The following is a 20,269-nucleotide window of genomic DNA, read 5'->3' on the forward strand; positions in this document are numbered from 1 at the left end:
TTTATCTGTACATTCAATCAGAATCAACCTACAAACCCACAATAAAAATTAATTACTAAGCCAAATACATGGTGCATTACGCCAAAAAAGCGTTTATTCCGATATGAGATGATAACAAATATGACTTAGCTAGTTTTTTGATATTAATTTCTAATGTTTTTTTATATTTTAATTTAAAAACACAAATCATTAGTTATTTTTCTTGAAAAAATTTTACCTCCTATATTTAAATTCACAATTTAGCTATTATCATACAAACCATCTAAATTACGTTACGGGTAACTTTCTCCATAAAAGCCCTGAATCTCTACCGCAAAATAAACTCAACTTTCAATTAATAAAAGCGACATAAAAAAGCCAGTAGCATATTTATCTACTGGCCTTATTGTTATTGAGCTTGAGTTGGCACTATTGGTGATGCTCTTGCCACCTTTGGTGTAAATCGACTAGCTGGCGATGGCTATTTTGCCAACGAGCCACACTTTGTAACTCAGTTAGACTATATTGACGGCCACTATGATACAACTTGGATGCTTGGCTATCAGACTGTTTTGGTAAATTATCCAATACACTCACCGCCCCTTCACGGTTATTACACACGAGGATCATGTCACAACCTGCATTCAAAGACGCTTTAGCCCTTTCAGGATAACTCCCCATAATAGCCGCCCCTTCCATTGACAAATCATCCGAGAAAATTACACCATTAAAACCAAGTTGCTCTCGTAATACTGATTTTAACCAAAATGGCGACCCGCTGGCAGGGCGTTCATCCGCTTGTGTATAAATTACATGGGCTGGCATAATGGCATCTAATAATTCACGCTGGATAAAATCCTTAAATATTGACATATCCTGACCACGGATGATGTCTAACGAACGGTCATCCCGAGGCGTTTCCTTATGTGAATCCGCTTTAACTGCACCATGCCCTGGAAAGTGCTTACCTGTCGTTTTCATCCCAGCACTATGCATGCCTTTAATAAAACGCTCCGCCATCACCATGGCTATTTCTGGGTCCTCATGAAATGAACGCTCACCTATGGCAATGCTTTGATGACCAAGATCCAGTACTGGAGCAAAGCTAATATCTATATCCATTGCAATCATTTCAGATGCCATTAACCACCCAGCTTCCTGTGCCAGCTTTGCCCCATCCATTGAACTATTTAATGCGGCGAAGGCTTGCGCAGAAGGTAGTGCAGTGAAACCATCACGAAAACGCTGTACGCGTCCTCCTTCTTGATCCACGGCAATAAGCAAGCGGTGTCTTGATGCATCGCGTATTTGACGCACTAACTCTCGTAATTGAGCTACATCATGAAAGTTACGGGTAAATAAAATCACCCCCCCCACTAATGGGTGTGCTAATATTTCTCGCTCCTCGCTGTCTAGTTCATAACTCTGAACATCTAGCATTATCGGGCCCATAACATACCTCACTTACTTAACTAAGTATCTAAATTAGATATTGTTCACCGATAGCTTTTCACTATCAAGCCAACAACCCAAAATATTGTCGCAGTGACTGCGAGCTTAACAAAAAATGTGGCAAGTGACTTTCATTCCACTGCACTTCGTACCACATTAATGTCATATATTTTACCCAAGGAGCCCATAATTTGCAGTGATGATTTAATTGTTGTTTGTTTCGATATGCACCTGCAATATCACAATATTGAGTGAGAAAAAACTGTCGTTGCTTATCTGTCAGGTGATTAAATTGAAAATAGGTTTCTAACGAAAAGGCAATATCCGTATTCGCCGCATATTCCCAATCTAAAAGCATTAATGTCCCTGTTTTTGAAGAAACGATATTCTTTGCATGGATGTCCATATGGGCTGGTGCCAACTTTAATGTTTTTGGCATTGTCGCAAAAAGAAAATGATGATGCAGCCTTTTCCAACGTGGTGAGAAGCGTTTTACATCAATAAAACCGCCATAATGCGCTATTTCATCACGTAGCTGCAAACGGTAGCCCAACAATGGAGAACAGTGCAATTGTGCAATGGTTTTTGCAAGATGGCTTTGGAAATTTTCAGACACAAACGTTGTCGGATCGGGATGTTGCCCATCACACCAATCTAATAGTAACCATTGTGAATTATGTCCTATCACCTTAGGTACAAATGGGCAGTTATGAAGTTGCCGTAAAATACTCGCCTCTTTACGGCGGTCAACATACAGTGCAGACTGCGTTTTACCCTCAGTTCGCGCTATTAACCTGATAGGATTATCCATTTGCTGGCTTTGTAGTAAATAACTGCCACCGGATAACCCTGAAAGCGGTAACATTTCCCAGTTTTGAGTTAAAATCAAAGGGAAATGCTGTTTGAGTAATAAAAAAAGAGAATGCGTATTACTCAATACTGTGTTTTCCAGACCAAACGATTTCACCGTTTTGTACTTCCATTAGCTGCATTTCAAGAGTTCGGTCTTTATTTGAGCCTGAAATTACACTGTAAATCACATAGTCAGCCTGTACATAGCGACCTAATCCAATAGCCTTACTACGAGTAACCAAGCTATCTTCTTGCGATAACCCTAATGTTTTACGAGCCGAGCTCACGACACTTGGTGGAACCACTTTGAAACGCTGCGTATTTTCGACAATCGTTGTCATGGCAGATGTCACCGCTTGTACAGGCAATGTACCGTTAGTATTATTTTTTACTGAATCAACTAACAACACTTTGCCGCTTTCGACACCATCTTCGCTCACCATCTGGCTGACAAGCGGACTAATTGATGCTGACCAATCTGTCGTTTGTTGTTTTGGTGGTGTAGGTACCACATCTATTGGTGGTGGCGTGACCTCAGGCGGTTGTTCAGGTTCAATAGGAACAATCGGAGGTGGCGTCTGTGGTGGGTATGATGGGCACCCTGCCAAAATTAAAGTTGCGGCTGCAACCATTAAGATCCGCTTCATGACTATTCTCCAGCCTTAGGGGATAAAAAAACATGTACACGTACATGACTTGCTCGAGGCGATGAAGTCATACCTTGAACAGTCACAACTGAATTTGCGGGGATTGTCTGTTGTAAAATACCTGAAGTATCAATTTTTAGCCCCTGCTCATCATACCAATACAGGCGATAAGCAATATTAACAGCCTCAGCCTGTACATTACTCATACTGACAGAGGCTACTGTTCGATGGTTTTCCACATTAACAACGGGTTTTTCAACAATAACCCCTTGAGCCAGCACTGAAGGTTCCATAATGATACTTTGCCGTTGATTAAATACCAATCCTTGTGGTTTCTGACTTAAACAGCCAGTTACAGACATTACCATCAGCCCAAGCAATACAATACGCTTCATTACTAGCCCCTGCTTATCATTACTTCGCTAATAATGGGCCTAATGGACGACCACCCACCAAATGCATGTGGATATGAAAAACTTCTTGGCCAGAGTGTTCGTTACAATTCATAATCAACCGATAACCGCTTTGTGCAATGCCTTCTTCTTTAGCAATTTTTGCAGCTACCGTAAACAAGCGGCCTAATACTAATTCATCATCCTCAGTAATATCATTCACCGTTGGAATAAGTTTATTAGGGATGATTAATATGTGTGATGGTGCTTGAGGAGAAATATCACGAAATGCAGTGACAAGCTCATCTTGGTAAACCACATCCGCAGGGATTTCACGACGGATGATTTTACTAAAAATTGTTTCTTCTGCCATTTCAATTTCCTTAATAATTCAATAGTAATTTTATTGTTAGCTAACTACGCTTTATGAGTTCCAACATTTAAATGGAACAAACGATTAAAGTTTTCTGTTGTTATTTCAGCCATTTGTTCAATACTTATCCCTTTAAGTACCGCCATATACTCTGCAACGTCACGGACATATGCAGGTTGATTTTCTTTACCACGATGCGGTACTGGCGCTAAGTATGGCGAATCCGTTTCAACTAAAATACGGTCGAGTGGCACAATACGTGCAGCTTCTCGGATTTGTTCTGCATTACGGAAAGTCACAATACCCGAAAATGAAATATACATCCCTAAGTCGAGCAATTCGACAGCGATGTCTTTATCTTCAGTAAAACAATGTAATACGCCGCCACAATCCATCACTTTTTCATCACGCAGAATATCCAGTGTATCTTTTTGTGCCGCACGAGTATGCACAATAACAGGTTTATTCACTTCTCGGCCAATACGGATATGTTGACGAAAGGATTCCTGTTGCAGCGCTGCATTTTCTTTTTGATAATAATAATCTAGCCCAGTTTCACCCAACGCAACAACCTCTTGGCCTGCGGCAAGTTGAGCTAAACGCGCAAAATCATAGCCCTCATCCAAATTAAGTGGATGAATCCCACACGAGAAGGCAATGTTGTCACGCATACCAATCAGTTCTTTCATTTTTTCAAAACCATGTAGCGTAGTCGCAACGGCTAACATAAAGCGCACATCACGCGCAGATGCCTTTGCGATAACATCATCCACATTGGTATGCAGTTTTTCATAATCTAAACAGTCAAGATGACAGTGTGAATCAACAACAAACATATTTAACTCTTTTTAAAATGAGGGAATAGCCGCCAGAGAGGCTTCCCATTGTAATAATTGATTTGTCAGGATTAATTCCTGATTAAGGGCTGGAACCGTCAACAACTGGTGGCGACACTGTAACCAACTGTCATAGGCATTTAACAGTTGTGAACGATTCATGGTGCTCGACAACTGCATCACTTGCGCTAAATGGTCTTGGTTAATACAAAAAGCCACCGCACCTTGTTGTACTTTAATCGCATCGGCTAGTAAGGTCAGTAACCAATTTAATGCATCAGATACTTCATCAATATTTAAACTTGGCAACAAACTCAATAAATCTCGTGTTTGCAATGCAGTTGCAATGCCATAACACAGTGCACTACGTTTTTGCCAGATGCCGTCATCTAACAATGCCAGTGCAGCAACTGGAGCCCCTTGGCTAATTTTTAGTGCCGTCGTTGCATCATCCACCCTGACACTTGGTTTTTGCTTTTGCAGCCAATATAGCGCGATTTTCGGGTCAGGAGCAGGTAAAAAATGGTTTAAGCAACGACTACGAATTGTCGCAAGCAAATTCTCAGGTTTTTCACTACCTAATAAAAAATAGGTATCCTTAGCGGGCTCTTCCAACGTTTTTAATAAAGCATTAGCGGCAGCATCCGTTAGTGCCTCAACCTGAGGGAGATACACCACCTTGCTACCACCTTGCTGTGCATGACTACTTAAGGTTTCAATCAATTTTCTGACCGTATCAACACTGACTGTTGATTTACCTTTCTCTACATCAATAACATGATAGTCAGGATGCGTTGCTGCTAACATCAAGCGGCAGCTATGACACTCACCACAACTTTTTATTCCATCGCGCTTTTGGCAAACTAACCAACGGCTAATGCCATAGCACAGAGCCTGCGCCCCATTTCCCGGCAGAGAGTGAAGTAATAAAGCATGATGACCACGGCCACATTGGTAAGTCGCAATAATTTGCCGATACGGTTCATTTAACCAAGGATACCAATTCACGCTATACTCCTCACACTATACTCCTCGGATTTCCACAATCATGATTGCGCCAGCCATCGCCCGAGGGTTTGTCGAATATCATCTTGAACTTGTTCGATATTTTGGCTTGCATCGATAGTTAGAATAGTTTCATCGTCCTTTGCTAGCGCTAAATATCGGCAGCGTGTTTTTTCAAAAAAAACTAATGACTCTTTTTCTATTCTATCCAGCTCGCCGCGTGACCTAGCACGTTGCAGCCCCAGTTCAGGAGGTAAATCAAGGTATAATGTTAATGATGGTTTGAATTCACCTAATACGAGGTCACGTAATGACTTCATTAGCTGCCGGTCAATCCCTCTACCACCACCTTGGTAGGCTTGTGATGACAAGTCATGGCGGTCACCGACGACCCATTTCCCCGCGGCTAATGCAGGTTTAATCACAGTTTCGACTAACTGCACACGGGCAGCATATAGCATCAATAGCTCCGCTTTGTCGGTGACCTTATCACCTTCAATACCTTGTTTTATTAACTCGCGTAACTTTTCAGCAAGCGGCGTTCCACCAGGTTCGCGAGTGAAAACAATGTCAAAAACTCCCGCTTGGTTCAGTGTTTCCACGACGGTATTAATTGCGGTGGTTTTACCTGCCCCCTCAAGACCTTCTATAACAATAAATTGGTTTTTCATTTTTATCAGTTTTGCTGTTCTAATTGGCGATAAACTTTGACGGCACGATTGTGCTCGCTCAAGTTCCGGCTAAAAGTATGTCCACCCTTACCATCTGCAACGAAAAATAGATACTCGGTTTTAGCAGGGTGCGCTGCCGCTTTCAATGATGCAAGACTTGGCATTGCAATTGGCGTGGGTGGCAAACCATCAATTTTATAGGTGTTATAGGCGGTATGAGTATCTAAATCACTACGATAGATTTTACCACTGTATTTATCACCCAAACCATAGATCACGGTAGGGTCGGTTTGCAGACGCATATTTCTCTTTAAGCGATTTACGAACACTGAAGACACTTGTGACCTTTCGCTTTCAATACCCGTTTCTTTCTCTATGATCGATGCCATGATTAACATTTCATATGCATTTTTATAAGGTAAGTCCCTATCTCGCCCTTTCCACTGTTCATCTAGGCTATTTTGCATACGTTTATAAGCACGTTTTAGGATTTCAACATCAGTTGTCCCTGCGGTATACAAGTAAGTATCTGGATATAGCCACCCTTCCAAAGACCCTTCACCACTAAAACCAATCTGTGCATTGAGCTCTGCTGGAGTCATATCCGCGGATTTGTGCGCTAAATATGGCGCATCACGTAATATGTTACTCCAATCATTCAACCGGTTACCTTCAATAAATCGGATAGAAAACTGCGCTTCTTTACCACTGACCACTAACCGTAATAACTGTTCAACATCCATACCCGGCTGTAATCGATAAGTCCCGGCCTTTAACTGGGCAAGTTCAGGACGTAATTTCAATAACCACTGAAATTCATTTCCTTGCTCAATTATTTTTTCATTAACGAGTAATGTTTCGAATGCAACACGGCCAGTCCCAGCTGGTACAGTAAAGATTTTTTCTTGGGAAAGGTTGATTGGCGTTTTTGCATAATTCAATACTTGTTGATATTGCAAATAAACTGCCACCGCCACAATAGCAGTCAGGGCAACAGTAATCAGAATGATTTTTTTAGCTAATTTCATTTATTGACCATATCAAATGCGTATATTCGATGTCATTTATAATATTTAAATTTTGCAACGCAAAAACAAATACTCAAACAACTCGCGAGAGACAAATTGTAATGGTGGCTGCTGCTGACTTATTTGAATACTCTGAACTGGCAATACAGGCATCAATGCATTACAAATAATAACCTCGTCGCAATGTTTCAAAACAGTGGCAAAGCGCTCAACCACTTGAAGATGGTACTGGCTATCAGCTAACAGCGCTATGATCTTTTGTCTCATTAATCCGTTCACACCACTATGAGACACATCAGGGGTATACACTGTTTGCCCGACACGCCAAAAAACGTTCGCACTGCAACATTCAACAATAATGCCGTCAGTATCTAATACAATGGCTTCATCGGCTGCGCATTCATCAATCCCTTGCTTGATCAAAACCTGCTCTAATCGATTTAAATGCTTCATGCCTGCTAGTAATGGACTTCGAGCCAATGGAATATCACTTACAATAAGCCGAGCACCTTTGCACTGCAACTGAGCATAGTTATTAGGAAAGGGAGAAACACTGACAATCACTGTTGGTGAAGTAAAACCGTGTGAACTATAACCACGACCGCCGACACCACGACTAATGATAACTTTTACTACAAACTCATCTTCCGTTTGCAGTGAACAAACTTGCTGTATATGTTGCTTTAACGCCACCCAATCCGGCTGACTGATTTTTAACCGCTGGCTATCATTAATTAAACGTGCAACATGCTCATTAAGCATTTTCGCCTGTTGATTAACCCCATGTATGGTCGTAAAGCAGCCGTCCCCAAAAGAGACTGCGCGATCAGTAACACTTATTTGCTGGCAAGCGAGCCCATTAACCCAATATGACATCGATAACACTTATAATAAAAGCTGATAAATCAGACAGTAATCAGGTGGCGTTATCATAAACTAAACCAACCAGAGGTGCAAAGAGATGGTCAAAATAAAGCCCTAGTTGCCAAATGCAACTAGGGCTAATCAGTAACGGCAATCTATTTATTATTCGCCAGTATAACGGCGGAAAATCAATGAACCATTAGTGCCACCAAAACCAAATGAGTTACACAGAGCATACTCCATGTTATCTACTTTACGTGCTTCGTTTGGAACGAAATCAAGACCAGTAGGGATAGCCTCATCACGGTTATCTAAATTGATGGTTGGTGGAATGACCTGATCGCACAGAGCTAAAATGGTAAAAATAGACTCTACAGAACCTGCGGCACCTAATAGGTGACCGGTCATCGACTTGGTTGAGCTAACTAAAACATTCGTATTTTGCCCAAATACAGAAAGTACAGCATGCGCTTCTGCAAGGTCACCTGCTGGTGTTGATGTACCATGAGCATTGATATAACCAATATCTTTAGCCTCAATCCCAGCATCTTTTATTGCATTTTCCATTGCTAAAGCTGCACCCTCACCATTTTCTGGTGGCGATGTCATATGATAAGCATCACTGCTCATACCAAACCCTGCAATTTCTGCATAAATTTTTGCGCCACGGGCTTTAGCATGTTCATACTCTTCAAGAATGATAATACCTGCCCCGTCACCTAAAACAAAACCATCACGGTCTTTATCCCAAGGGCGGCTTGCTTTTTGAGGCTCATCATTACGTGTCGATAGTGCACGCGCAGCACCAAAACCAGCAACACCTAGTGGTGTTGTTGCTTTTTCTGCCCCACCAGCGACCATGACATCTGCGTCACCATAAGCAATCATACGTGCTGCCTGCCCAATGTTATGCACACCAGAAGTACATGCCGTAGCAATTGAAATACTTGGTCCACGTAAACCGTACATAATGCTCAAATGACCAGCAACCATATTAATAATGGTTGACGGTACGAAGAATGGGCTAACTTTACGAGGTCCACCGCTTAATAATGACTCACAGTTATCCTGAATTAACCCTAACCCACCAATACCAGAACCAATCGCTGCACCAATTCGAGTAGCATTGGCTTCTGTTACTTCCAATCCGGCATCTTTAAAGGCTTGGAAGCCTGCTGCAATACCGTATTGGATGAATGGGTCCATCTTCTTTGCATCTTTGCGAGAGATGCCAAAATCTTCGTAGTTGAAATCTTTTACTAAGCCAGCAAATTTCGTTGCGTGGTTAGTAGTATCAAAATGATCGATTAGGCTGATACCACTCTGTCCGTCACAAACAGCTTTCCATGATGACTCAACTGTGTTGCCGACAGGAGATAACATGCCTAGACCGGTTACGACTACACGACGTTTAGACACGTAATTCCTCCAAGGAGGGAAAAGTTACCAAAAAAACATAGGCGATCGAGTGATCGCCTAGATAAGTTTTTCGTACAATTATTTAGATGCGTTCTCGACGTAGTCAATCGCAGCCTGTACTGTTGTGATCTTTTCAGCTTCTTCGTCAGGGATTTCGCAATCGAACTCTTCTTCCAGAGCCATAACCAGCTCAACTGTGTCAAGAGAATCAGCGCCCAAGTCATCAACAAATGAAGCTGTGTTTACAACTTCTTCCTCTTTAACACCCAGTTGTTCAACGATGATTTTCTTAACGCGTTCTTCGATAGTGCTCATACTATTAAAATTCCTATCAAAACTCGCTTTCGCGATGGTTTTCGTAGTTTATGAAATACAGGAAAAGATACAACCCAATCCCGGCTGTTGGAACCATTATTTTGCATTATTTGGTGCTAGATAACACTAATAATACAAATAGTTCCATCATTTCTTTAGATCATGTACATGCCACCATTGACATGCAATGTTTCACCTGTGATGTAAGCAGCTTCGTCAGAAGCTAAAAACGCTACAGCACTGGCAATTTCTTGTGCATCACCCAGTCTATCAGCAGGAACCTGAGATAAAATGCCTGCACGCTGTTCGTCTGTCAATGCTTTAGTCATATCCGTTTCGATAAAACCTGGCGCAACGACGTTAACAGTGATGCCTCGAGAAGCGACTTCACGAGCTAATGATTTACTAAAACCAATCAACCCTGCTTTCGCTGCTGCATAGTTCGCTTGCCCCGCATTTCCCATCACACCCACAACAGATGCAATAGAAATAATACGCCCACAACGTTTTTTCATCATGGCACGCAAAACAGATTTAGACAAACGGTAAACGGATGAAAGGTTGGTGTCAATAATATCTTGCCACTCTTCTTCTTTCATTCGCATCAATAAGTTATCGCGAGTGATACCTGCATTATTAATCAAAATATCAATTTCGCCAAATTCTTCACGGATTTGGGTCAACGTTTCTTCGATTGATGCCGCATCAGTCACATTTAACGCTAAACCTTTACCTTTACCCTCTAGATAAGCAGTAATGGCTTCCGCGCCTTTTTCGCTTGTTGCTGTTCCGATAACTGTTGCGCCACGTGCTATTAGCGTTAAAGCAATTGCTTTACCTATTCCGCGGCTAGCACCGGTTACCAGTGCAATTTTTCCTTCAAAGCTCATGTCGTCCTCAGCTATTTTCTAAAGCAGTGCTTAATGATACAGGATCATTGACTGCTACGGCAGTTAAATTAGAGACAATTCGCTTGGTAAGACCAGTCAATACTTTACCTGGGCCTACTTCGATAAGGTGTTCAACACCTTGATCTGCCATTAATTCTACTGTTTCCGTCCAGCGCACTGGATTATACAGTTGACGGACTAAAGCATCACGAATATTTTGCGCCGATTTCTCAATTTTAACATCAACATTGTTAATAACTGGATAGACTGGCTCACAAAAATCAATTTTCTGTAATGCTTCGGCTAATTTATCAGCAGCTGGTTTCATTAATGCACAGTGTGACGGAACACTTACAGATAAAGGCAATGCACGTTTTGCACCAGCTTCTTTACATGCAGCACCTGCTCGCTCAACAGCCGCTTTCTCACCAGCAATAACCACCTGACCTGGAGAGTTAAAATTAACAGGAGAAACCACTTGGCCTTGAGCCGCTTCTTGGCAGGCTTTTTCAATCGAGTCATTATCTAAACCGATAATCGCATACATTGCGCCAGTTCCTTCAGGAACCGCTTCTTGCATTAACTTACCGCGTAACTCAACCAGTTTAATAGCTTGTTTAAAGTCAATAACCCCTGCACAAACTAAAGCCGAGTACTCACCGAGACTGTGCCCCGCCATTATTGAAGGCATCGCACCATTTTTTTCTTGCCAAACACGGAAAATAGCCACAGATGCTGCTAATAATGCAGGCTGTGTTTGCCATGTTTTATTTAATTCTTCTTCTGGCCCATTTTGAGTTAATGCCCAGAGATCGTAACCCAATGCTTCCGATGCTTCAGCGAATGTTTGCTCAACTAGCTTATTTTCTTCTGCTAATGCCGCTAACATACCTAAAGACTGAGAACCCTGGCCGGGAAATACCATAGCAAATTGTGTCATGTCTATTTTCTCAGTTAATTAAAAACGAACCAATGCAGAGCCCCAAGTAAAACCACCACCAAAAGCTTCTAAAAGGACAAGTTGGCCACGTTGAATACGGCCATCACGCACCGCTTCATCCAATGCTGTTGGAACTGATGCCGCAGAAGTATTTCCGTGGCGATCAAGTGTGACAACAACTTTATCCATTGTCATATCTAATTTTTTTGCTGTCGCAGAAATGATTCTCAAATTCGCTTGGTGTGGTACTAACCAATCAAGTTCTTCTTTAGCAATGCCTGTTTGCGTCAATGTTTCATCAACAATATGGGCAAGTTCACGCACTGCAACTTTAAATACTTCATTACCTGTCATCGTTAAATATGCAGAATCATCAGAGCAACGACTGCGGTTAGGTAATGTTAATAAATCGCCATAACGCCCATCGGCATGTAAGTGAGTAGAAATAATTCCTGGCTCATTTGATTCACCAATGACAACAGCCCCAGCAGCATCACCAAATAAGATGATAGTTCCACGATCATTCGGGTCTAACGTTTTTGATAATGCATCAGCGCCAATGACGAGGGCTTTTTTCGTCATACCCGTTTTAACAAACTGATCCGCTATGCTAATTGCGTATGTAAAGCCTGCACAGGCTGCCGCGACATCAAATGCAGCGCAATCATTAATACCTAACATCTGTTGGATCTGGCAAGCGGCACTTGGAAACGCGTGACTTGCAGATGTGGTTGCAACAATAATAAGGCCAATATCCTTTGCATCCACTTCTGCCATTTCAAGGGCTTTCTCTGCCGCATGAAATCCCATCACTGATACATTTTCATCTTCATTTGCGATTCTTCTTTCATGTATGCCAGTGCGTGTCACTATCCATTCATCAGAAGTATCAACCATTTTTTCCAGATCAGCATTGGTACGTACTTGCGCTGGCAAGTAGCTGCCTGTCCCTAAGATTTTACTGTACATAGCCATAGGTTATTGATCGCTCCTGGGTAAAACAATATTTAATCGCGCTGTTATTCTTTCTGGGACTTGTCTTTCAACAGCTTGCACTGCACGGTCAATAGCAGCTTTAAATGCATTTTCGTTAGCTGCTCCATGACTCTTGATCACAATACCTTTTAATCCTAACAGAGTCGCACCGTTATACTGGTCGGGGTTCATGTCCCCAAAACGCTTCATTAAACGTTTTTTAAGCCACTTTTTCGCCAGTTGCATCAACCAACTGCTTTTTTTCTTTTCGTCGCCCGCCGATTTTAACAAGGAAAGAATAACGCGGATAACTCCTTCCATTGTTTTTAATGAGACATTACCTGCGAAGCCGTCACAGACTAATACATCGGTTTTACCTGTCAGTAATTCATTACCTTCAACATAACCAATATAATTAATAGACGCCGTTTCTTTTAATACTGCGGCGGCTTCGCGGATATTATCCAGCCCTTTGCTCTCTTCTTCACCGATATTAAGCAAAGCAACTTTTGGTTTTGTGATATTGACTACTTCTTCAGCCATCACCGAACCCATTACGGCAAATTGCACTAACATTTCACTACTACAGTTGACGTTTGCACCTAAATCCAGCACGACCGTTTGGCTTTTTTGCTGATTAGGCAAGATAGTCATCAACGCTGGGCGCTCAATGCCATCTATCGACTTTAACATCAACTTTGCTAATCCCATCAAGGCACCCGTATTTCCCGCGCTCACGCACGCTTGAGCTTGCCCTGTCTTCACTAACTCCAAGGCCACTCGCATCGATGTCCCTTTGCTTTGCCTTATCGCATTTGATGGTTTAGCATCGTTTGCAATAACACCATCCGCAGGGATAATTTCGATACGCGAAATTTGCTCGGCACTTAGATGTGCAAGCAAAGGTTGAATGGCGTCGGGTTGACCGACTAGCAATAATTTAAGCGCTGGATTAGATGCTAGTGCCTGCAAAGCAGCAGGCACCGTGATGCGGGGACCAACATCCCCGCCCATAGCATCTAACGCAATGGTTAGATTAGCCAAGGTGACAACAAATTACTTGTTGATAACCTTACGGCCACGGTAGTAACCATCTGCTGTCACGTGGTGACGCAGGTGAGTTTCACCTGAGGTTTTATCTACAGAAACTAGGGTAGCAGTCAGTGCATCATGTGAACGACGCATACCGCGTTTTGAACGAGTTGGTTTATTCTGTTGTACGGCCATTGACCTTACTCCTTAAGTACTTTTCTTTAAACTGGCTAATACGGCAAATGGGTTTGGTTTTTCTGCCTCAGGAGGTAGTTCACCATACACCATGTCCGCTTCGGACACTTCACAGTGTTCAGAATCATGAACCGGAACCACTGGTAAGGAAAGAATTATTTCATCTTCTATCAATCCCAGCAAATCTATTTCACCAAATTCATCAATTTGAACGGGTTCGTAGAGTTCCGGTAATGCTTCGGCCTTTTCGTCATTGACGACAGGACTAAAACAATACGATACGTAGACATGATGCTTGAAATCATTTCTGCAACGTTGGCATTGTAGGGTGACATCAACTTCAGAATGTCCCTCTATGACCGTCAAACGCTGATTATCAATTTTAAATGATAATTCGCTTTCTACATCACTATCTACACTGACTACTGATTCGGCAATTCGTGTAACTTGCTCAGGTGTATAACTCCCGACATAGTCGAGGTTTTTCTGAGCTGCACGCTGCGCATCGATAGTCAGGGGTAATTTTACCTTTTGCATAAGGCGCGCATATTAACTTTGTAATGAGCTATAGTCAAAGAAAAAGGCGGGGTAAACTCGCCTTTTCACCAAAAAACCGTAGGTTTTACGTTTTATAGTTTAAAATGAGTTAACCCTTTTGGCTACGAGTTTCGAGAAAAATCATGAAATCGATTATTTTGGCATCAACTTCAGCATTCAGACAAACACTGCTAAAAAAATTAGGTTTACCTTTTTTGGCTGTTCCTCCTAACATTGATGAGTCCTCTATTTTACAAGAGTCAGCACAAGCGTTGGTTATGCGACTATCCCATGAAAAAGCACAAGCGCTAGCCAATCAGTACCCACAGCATTTAATTATTGGTTCAGACCAAGTCTGCGTAATCGACGGGAAAATTGTTGGTAAACCTCATCATTTCGATAATGCCTTCAAACAATTAAAGGCAGCGTCGGGGAATAAGATTACTTTTTACACTGGCTTATGTTTGCTAGATACAGAAACTGGCAAATTTAATGTGCAATGTGAGTTGTTCGATGTTTACTTTCGTCAGTTAAGTGATAATGAAATTACCAACTATTTGCACAAAGAAGAACCATACCAATGTGCCGGAAGTTTTAAATCTGAAGGGCTGGGTATTTCGTTGTTTGAAAAACTTTCAGGCCGAGACCCCAATACATTAATTGGCTTACCCATTATTTTACTACTAGAAATGCTACGCCATCATGGTGTTAACCCATTGTTGGATTAATGGCGATTCGCTAATGACGGGTGGGCAAATACCCCGTCATTAACTTAAAGATTATGGATGGTCTTTACGGCTACGTAGTATTTTCAAGCACTGATTTAGCTGTGTATCCATAGGGGCATGTAAACGCATTTCTTCCCCCGTTTTGGGATGCGTAAATTTCAGTGCACTGGCGTGTAAAAATAACCTATTTAACCCTGTTCCTGCTAACTGACTGTCAAATTGCTGATCGCCATAGCGATTATCAAATGCAATTGGATGCCCTGCATATAACGTATGCACACGAATTTGGTGAGTACGCCCTGTAACTGGGCTCGCTTTAACCAATGTCGCATTCGCAAAGCGCTCTTCAACTTTAAAGTGCGTTTCTGAGGGTTTGCCTTCGCTACTCACTTTCACAACCCGTTCACCACTTTGTAGCATATTTTTTAACAACGGAGCTTGCACCACTTTCGTATGCGACTGCCAACTACCACGCACTAGTGCTAAGTAATCTTTTTGCATTTGCTTTAAACGTAACTGTTCATGTAACGCCCTCAGTGCTGAACGTTTTTTTGCAACCAGCAAAATACCAGAGGTATCTCGGTCTAGGCGGTGAACTAATTCTAGGAAACGCGCCTCTGGACGCAAAGCTCGTAATCCTTCAATGACACCAAAGCTGAGCCCACTCCCACCATGTACCGCAGTACCCGACGGCTTGTTCAGTACTAAAATTGAGTCATCCTCAAATAAAATACAATCGGCAAGCGCAGCGACTTTGCCTAGTTTGGCAGAAACAGGAGCCGTTTCACGTTCAGCGACTCTAACAGGAGGTACTCGAACGAGATCTCCCTGAGCGAGTTTGTACTCTGGTTTGATCCGTCCTTTGTTAACACGCACTTCCCCTTTACGGATAATGCGATAAATCATGCTTTTAGGCACACCTTTAAGTTTGGTGAGCAAAAAATTATCGATGCGCTGCCCAGCTTCGTCATCGCTAATCTCAATAAATTGAACTTGGTTTTGTGTATTCATTCGAAAATGCGTTAACTCTAATTGATTAAAATATACTCTTGTCGACTCTCACTATCATACCGACTCCACGATTTTTTTTATCTTTTTTTTTAAATTGGTTAATTTCTGCATGATTTATTCTATTTCTAAATAAAATTTCCATATAACTTCTGTATCGACTTGCTATAATGCCTATGGCAATGGAATAATATGAAGTTGCCGAGATGTTTAAAAAACAAAAATTGGTGTTTATAGGATTTCTTATTTGATGGCGCACAATGCAGCAATGGCGTAAGACATTAAGCAACATCAAATAAATTAGCGAGCAACGAATTTTAGCTTATTGGGTTAGGAACTTCCGTTTTATTTAAAAACTTACGGTATCCTGATTAAGAACGCTGAATTTTTAATCTAAAAATCAGGTTCACCGAATATTGCGCGTCTCTATACGAACGACTGCCGCGAGGCAGACGGTTTTGTAAAAATCACGAGGCCATCGGTTTACAGTAGCTCTTTCTTTCGCTGCTCTTTATTTAAAAGAAAATAATGAGTAAGTAACAACATGAAAAGAATGTTAATAAACGCAACTCAACAGGAAGAGTTGCGTGTTGCCCTAGTTGACGGGCAACGTCTCTATGATTTGGATATTGAAAGCCCAGGTCATGAGCAAAAAAAAGCAAATATTTATAAAGGTAAAATCACTCGTATCGAACCCAGTCTTGAAGCCGCTTTTGTTGACTATGGTGCTGAAAGACATGGTTTCCTTCCTATCAAAGAAATCGCCCGCGAATACTTCCCAAGCAACTATCACTCTCAAGGTCGTCCTAACATCAAAGATGTCTTAAAAGAAGGCCAAGAAGTTATTGTTCAAGTTGACAAAGAAGAACGTGGTAATAAAGGCGCGGCACTCACTACTTTCATTAGTTTAGCGGGTAGCTATTTAGTATTAATGCCGAATAATCCTCGCGCAGGTGGTATTTCTCGCCGTATCGAAGGGGAAGACCGAACTGAACTCAAAGAAGCGCTGTCTTCTTTAGAAATCCCTGATGGTATGGGGCTTATCGTCCGCACTGCGGGTGTAGGTAAATCAGCGGAATCACTGCAACAAGATTTACTGTATCGCCTGCGCCATTGGGAAGCGATTCAAAAAGCGGCCGAAAACCGCCCTGCACCGTTTCTTATCCATCAGGAAAGTAACGTTATTGTGCGTGCATTTCGTGACTATTTGCGTCCAGATATCGGTGAAATCCTTATCGATAACCCGAAAATTGTCGAAATGGCACGGAACCATATCGAAGCTATCGGCCGTGGTGATTTTGCAAGCAAGATAAAACATTACAGTGGTGATGTTCCACTGTTTAGCCATTATCAAATTGAGTCACAAATCGAGTCTGCATTCCAACGTGAAGTGCGTTTACCTTCAGGTGGAGCGTTAGTTATTGATACGACTGAAGCACTAACCGCTATCGATATCAACTCATCGCGCTCAACTCGTGGTGGAGACATCGAAGAAACGGCTTTCAACACCAACTTAGAAGCGGCGGATGAGATTGCACGCCAATTGCGCCTGCGTGACCTTGGTGGTTTGATTGTCATTGACTTTATCGATATGACGCCTGTTAGGCATCAGCGTGAAGTTGAAAATCGCCTGCGTGAAGCCGTACGCCAAGACCGCGCACGTATTCAAATTGCCCGCATTTCTCGTTTCGGTTTATTAGAAATGTCACGTCAGCGCCTGAGCCCCTCTTTAGGTGAATCAAGCCATCACGTGTGTCCTCGCTGTATGGGGACGGGGACTATTCGTGACAATGAGTCGCTATCACTGTCTGTGCTTCGCTTAATTGAAGAAGAAGCACTAAAAGAGAACACTCACGAAGTGCATGCGATTGTTCCTGTTCAAATTGCGTCTTATCTGCTAAACGAAAAACGTAAAGCCGTTAGTGAAATTGAACAACGCCAAAGTAATGTCCGCGTTGTTATCGTCCCTAACGACCAAATGCAAACGCCGCATTTCCACGTGATCCGTATTCGTAAAGGTGAAGAAATTAACACCTTGAGCTACAACTTAGCGCAATATCACGAAACAGAAACTTTAAATAATACCGATGAAGCGGCCTCAGAGCGTAAAGTACCTGAGCTACCAGCAATTTCTGCTTTTGCACTGCAAGAGCCTGTAGATATGTCTACAGTGAAACCAAAAGAAACCGCAACAAAAACACCGGTAAAAGTCGCGGTGTCTGAACCTGCATCTCCCGGTTTATTCAGCAAAATTGCGGCATTCTTTAAAGGCCTATTTGGTGAAGAAGAAAAAGTTGTTGAGAAACCGGCCCCGAAAAACCGTAATAATAATGATCGTCGCCGTAACAATGATCGCCGTAATAACAATCGTCGCAATAACAACCGTCGTGATCGCGATGAAACTGAAAATCGTGACAACCGCGATAATCGTGACAACCGTAATGATCGAAATAACCGTAATGCATCATCGGATGAAACGAATAATCGCAATAAAGGTCGCAACAATAAGAATGCGAACCAGCAAGACGAGCAAACAACGGACAATGCGAATCGCGATAACCAGCAACAACGTCGTGAACAACGTGCTGAGCGTCGTCGTCGTCAGGATGAGAAACGCCAACAGCAAGTTGCTAAAGCACAACAAGATGTTCAACAAGGCAATGTAGAGAATGCTCCTGAGAAGGAAGAAGAACAGCGTCCTGTTACGCCACGTCGCCAACGTCGCCAGCTGACACAAAAAATCCGTGTAACAGACAAGGAACTGGCACCTACAGTAACTGAGGTTGCAGTAACAGCCCCTATTGCTGCATTACCAGCGCCAGCTGCCCCGACTAGCCTAGTTGAAAGTGATGTGCAGACGGATGACCTGCAAGAGTTAAACTCTCAAGCAGAAGGTGAAGAAAAACAAGACACCATCATTCCTCGCCGTTCACGTCGTTCGCCTCGTCATTTACGTGTTAGTGGCCAGCGTCGTCGTCGCTACCGCGATGAGCGCCATTTGAATAAGTCACCAATGCCGCTGATTGCTGCTGTTGCATCACCTGAACTTGCTTCAGGAAAAGTCTTTATTCATTACCCGATTGTGCAGCCTCAACAAGAAAGCATGGCTATCATTACTAATGAAGAAATGCTTGAGCAACAAAGTGTTAATGATGCACCAGTGGCTGAAACCGCACTAGTGACAGCGTCACAAAATGCTCTTCCACCTGTTGCTTCGGTTGCCGCAGTTGAAATAACTCAGCCTGAAGTGGTTGCAGTACAAACTGTGGAAACTGAAGTTACAACTCCGGCTGTTGAACAACCGATTGTTGAGCAACAGATTATTGAGCAAGCGATTGTTGAAAAAGCTGTCGAAGTCACCCCTGTTGAAGTTGAAGTTGAAGCGGTTGAAGTTGAAGCTGTTGAAACAACGCAGTCGGAGACCCTGACTGAAGAAGCAGTCGGAGAAGTCGCAGCTGAACCTACTGCCGTTCCAGTTGAAGTCGTTAAATCAGAAACAATAGAGCCAGTCACCATCGAAGAGGCCTCTGTTCATGCTGAGATAACCCCTGTTGTTGAAGATACCCCCACTTCTGAGGTTATCGTTGAGACAGTAACAGAACCTACTGAAATTAAAGCAGTTGAAACTGTTAATGTGAGCGAGCCGGTAGCAATAACAAGCTTACATAAACGCCATGCGTATTCACCAATGACTAAAGCGCCAGCCCCAGACACTGCGGGTGCGCCTTTTGAAATTAAAGAATACCAGCGGGATGCCTCAACCTTTGAAGGTAAAGGTGGTGCGGGTGGTCATGTCGCATCGAATGTTGCAACATCAGAAATGGCAAAACCTGCTAGCATCTAACACTTAACAACATTAAATATCTAAGCCTTGCTGGGAAACGAGTAAGGCTTTTTTATTTTGGATACTGGCTCAAATGATTAATTTACTCATTAAAAAATTTCATCGTTCAACAAACATTTAATATTGTATTTTCAGTATACATAAGGCTATATTACTGTTGTTATATGGGTCTTCCCCGATCATGGTGGTCAGACTCAAAATCCCATATCTAAATTACCATAGTGAAACATCACTGCTGTTTTAAATCGTTCTTGATTTCGATAACCTCTTGCTTTGATCCTCAATAA

21 protein-coding genes are annotated in these 20,269 nt (G+C 42.3%); 2 read left to right on the forward strand and 19 right to left on the reverse strand.

The genetic code is table 11. The features are described from left to right. Positions 1-408 precede the first annotated feature (408 nt). The 18 genes from nagZ to yceD all read right to left on the reverse strand — a co-directional run bounded on the left by nagZ (position 409) and on the right by yceD (position 14,402). Positions 409-1,431, reverse strand: coding sequence for a beta-N-acetylhexosaminidase (gene nagZ / locus ACLPIE_RS19165; protein WP_430263316.1), 1,023 nt, complete (start codon positions 1,429-1,431; stop codon positions 409-411). 64 nt (positions 1,432-1,495) lie between these two features. Beyond that, positions 1,496-2,398 carry a phosphotransferase gene (locus ACLPIE_RS19170; protein ID WP_430263317.1) on the reverse strand — a complete coding sequence of 301 codons (903 nt, stop codon included), beginning with the start codon at positions 2,396-2,398 and terminating at the stop codon, positions 1,496-1,498. Further along, the gene (gene lpoB / locus ACLPIE_RS19175; RefSeq protein ID WP_430263318.1) at positions 2,361-2,930 is read right to left on the reverse strand and encodes a penicillin-binding protein activator LpoB; all 570 of its coding nucleotides are present in this window, start codon (positions 2,928-2,930) and stop codon (positions 2,361-2,363) included. The genes ACLPIE_RS19170 and lpoB overlap by 38 nt, the downstream gene beginning before the upstream one ends. A gap of 2 nt (positions 2,931-2,932) precedes the next feature. Then, positions 2,933-3,325: a YcfL family protein gene (locus ACLPIE_RS19180; RefSeq protein ID WP_430263319.1), complete on the reverse strand. Its 393-nt coding sequence runs from the start codon at positions 3,323-3,325 to the stop codon at positions 2,933-2,935. A gap of 19 nt (positions 3,326-3,344) precedes the next feature. After that, positions 3,345-3,695: a purine nucleoside phosphoramidase gene (gene hinT, locus ACLPIE_RS19185; protein WP_430263320.1), complete on the reverse strand. Its 351-nt coding sequence runs from the start codon at positions 3,693-3,695 to the stop codon at positions 3,345-3,347. Positions 3,696-3,739: 44 nt separating this feature from the next. Then, on the reverse strand, positions 3,740-4,531 hold the full coding sequence (locus tag ACLPIE_RS19190; RefSeq protein WP_430263321.1) for a metal-dependent hydrolase: 792 nt from the start codon (positions 4,529-4,531) through the stop codon (positions 3,740-3,742). A 12-nt stretch (positions 4,532-4,543) separates the two neighbouring features. Then, positions 4,544-5,539: a DNA polymerase III subunit delta' gene (holB, locus tag ACLPIE_RS19195; protein ID WP_430263322.1), complete on the reverse strand. Its 996-nt coding sequence runs from the start codon at positions 5,537-5,539 to the stop codon at positions 4,544-4,546. Positions 5,540-5,577: 38 nt separating this feature from the next. After that, complete coding sequence (gene tmk / locus ACLPIE_RS19200) at positions 5,578-6,207, reverse strand: dTMP kinase (RefSeq protein WP_430263323.1); 630 nt, start codon at positions 6,205-6,207, stop codon at positions 5,578-5,580. A 5-nt stretch (positions 6,208-6,212) separates the two neighbouring features. Continuing rightward, positions 6,213-7,235 (reverse strand): endolytic transglycosylase MltG, encoded by a 1,023-nt coding sequence (gene mltG, locus ACLPIE_RS19205; protein WP_430263324.1) that lies wholly within the window; start codon positions 7,233-7,235, stop codon positions 6,213-6,215. A 45-nt stretch (positions 7,236-7,280) separates the two neighbouring features. Beyond that, the gene (gene pabC / locus ACLPIE_RS19210) at positions 7,281-8,111 is read right to left on the reverse strand and encodes an aminodeoxychorismate lyase (protein ID WP_430263325.1); all 831 of its coding nucleotides are present in this window, start codon (positions 8,109-8,111) and stop codon (positions 7,281-7,283) included. 150 nt (positions 8,112-8,261) lie between these two features. Continuing rightward, positions 8,262-9,518 (reverse strand): beta-ketoacyl-ACP synthase II, encoded by a 1,257-nt coding sequence (fabF, locus tag ACLPIE_RS19215; protein WP_430263326.1) that lies wholly within the window; start codon positions 9,516-9,518, stop codon positions 8,262-8,264. A 78-nt stretch (positions 9,519-9,596) separates the two neighbouring features. After that, entirely contained in the window at positions 9,597-9,833 is a 237-nt protein-coding gene (gene acpP / locus ACLPIE_RS19220; protein WP_004253236.1) for an acyl carrier protein, read from the reverse strand. Between the two features lie 155 nt (positions 9,834-9,988). Further along, positions 9,989-10,723, reverse strand: a complete 735-nt coding sequence (fabG, locus tag ACLPIE_RS19225) for a 3-oxoacyl-ACP reductase FabG (protein ID WP_430263327.1) — start codon at positions 10,721-10,723, stop codon at positions 9,989-9,991. A 7-nt stretch (positions 10,724-10,730) separates the two neighbouring features. Then, positions 10,731-11,663, reverse strand: coding sequence for an ACP S-malonyltransferase (gene fabD / locus ACLPIE_RS19230; protein WP_430263328.1), 933 nt, complete (start codon positions 11,661-11,663; stop codon positions 10,731-10,733). Between the two features lie 18 nt (positions 11,664-11,681). Beyond that, positions 11,682-12,632, reverse strand: a complete 951-nt coding sequence (locus ACLPIE_RS19235) for a beta-ketoacyl-ACP synthase III (protein ID WP_430263337.1) — start codon at positions 12,630-12,632, stop codon at positions 11,682-11,684. Positions 12,633-12,641: 9 nt separating this feature from the next. Further along, positions 12,642-13,682 (reverse strand): phosphate acyltransferase PlsX, encoded by a 1,041-nt coding sequence (gene plsX / locus ACLPIE_RS19240; protein ID WP_430263329.1) that lies wholly within the window; start codon positions 13,680-13,682, stop codon positions 12,642-12,644. 12 nt (positions 13,683-13,694) lie between these two features. After that, the gene (gene rpmF, locus ACLPIE_RS19245) at positions 13,695-13,865 is read right to left on the reverse strand and encodes a 50S ribosomal protein L32 (protein WP_004253223.1); all 171 of its coding nucleotides are present in this window, start codon (positions 13,863-13,865) and stop codon (positions 13,695-13,697) included. A gap of 12 nt (positions 13,866-13,877) precedes the next feature. Next, a complete protein-coding gene (gene yceD / locus ACLPIE_RS19250; protein WP_430263330.1) occupies positions 13,878-14,402 on the reverse strand; it encodes a 23S rRNA accumulation protein YceD in 525 nt (174 codons plus the stop codon). Positions 14,403-14,545: 143 nt separating this feature from the next. Here yceD and ACLPIE_RS19255 point away from each other — a divergent pair, with 143 nt between their 5' ends. Continuing rightward, complete coding sequence (locus tag ACLPIE_RS19255; protein WP_430263331.1) at positions 14,546-15,130, forward strand: Maf family protein; 585 nt, start codon at positions 14,546-14,548, stop codon at positions 15,128-15,130. 51 nt (positions 15,131-15,181) lie between these two features. On the opposite strand, the gene rluC is transcribed toward ACLPIE_RS19255, so the two are convergent. Further along, positions 15,182-16,141, reverse strand: coding sequence for a 23S rRNA pseudouridine(955/2504/2580) synthase RluC (rluC, locus tag ACLPIE_RS19260; protein ID WP_430263332.1), 960 nt, complete (start codon positions 16,139-16,141; stop codon positions 15,182-15,184). A 541-nt stretch (positions 16,142-16,682) separates the two neighbouring features. Here rluC and rne point away from each other — a divergent pair. Continuing rightward, a complete protein-coding gene (gene rne / locus ACLPIE_RS19265; RefSeq protein ID WP_430263333.1) occupies positions 16,683-19,982 on the forward strand; it encodes a ribonuclease E in 3,300 nt (1,099 codons plus the stop codon). Positions 19,983-20,269 lie beyond the last annotated feature (287 nt).

The sequence above is a fragment of the Providencia sp. Me31A genome (assembly GCF_050487165.1).
GTDB lineage: Bacteria > Pseudomonadota > Gammaproteobacteria > Enterobacterales > Enterobacteriaceae > Providencia.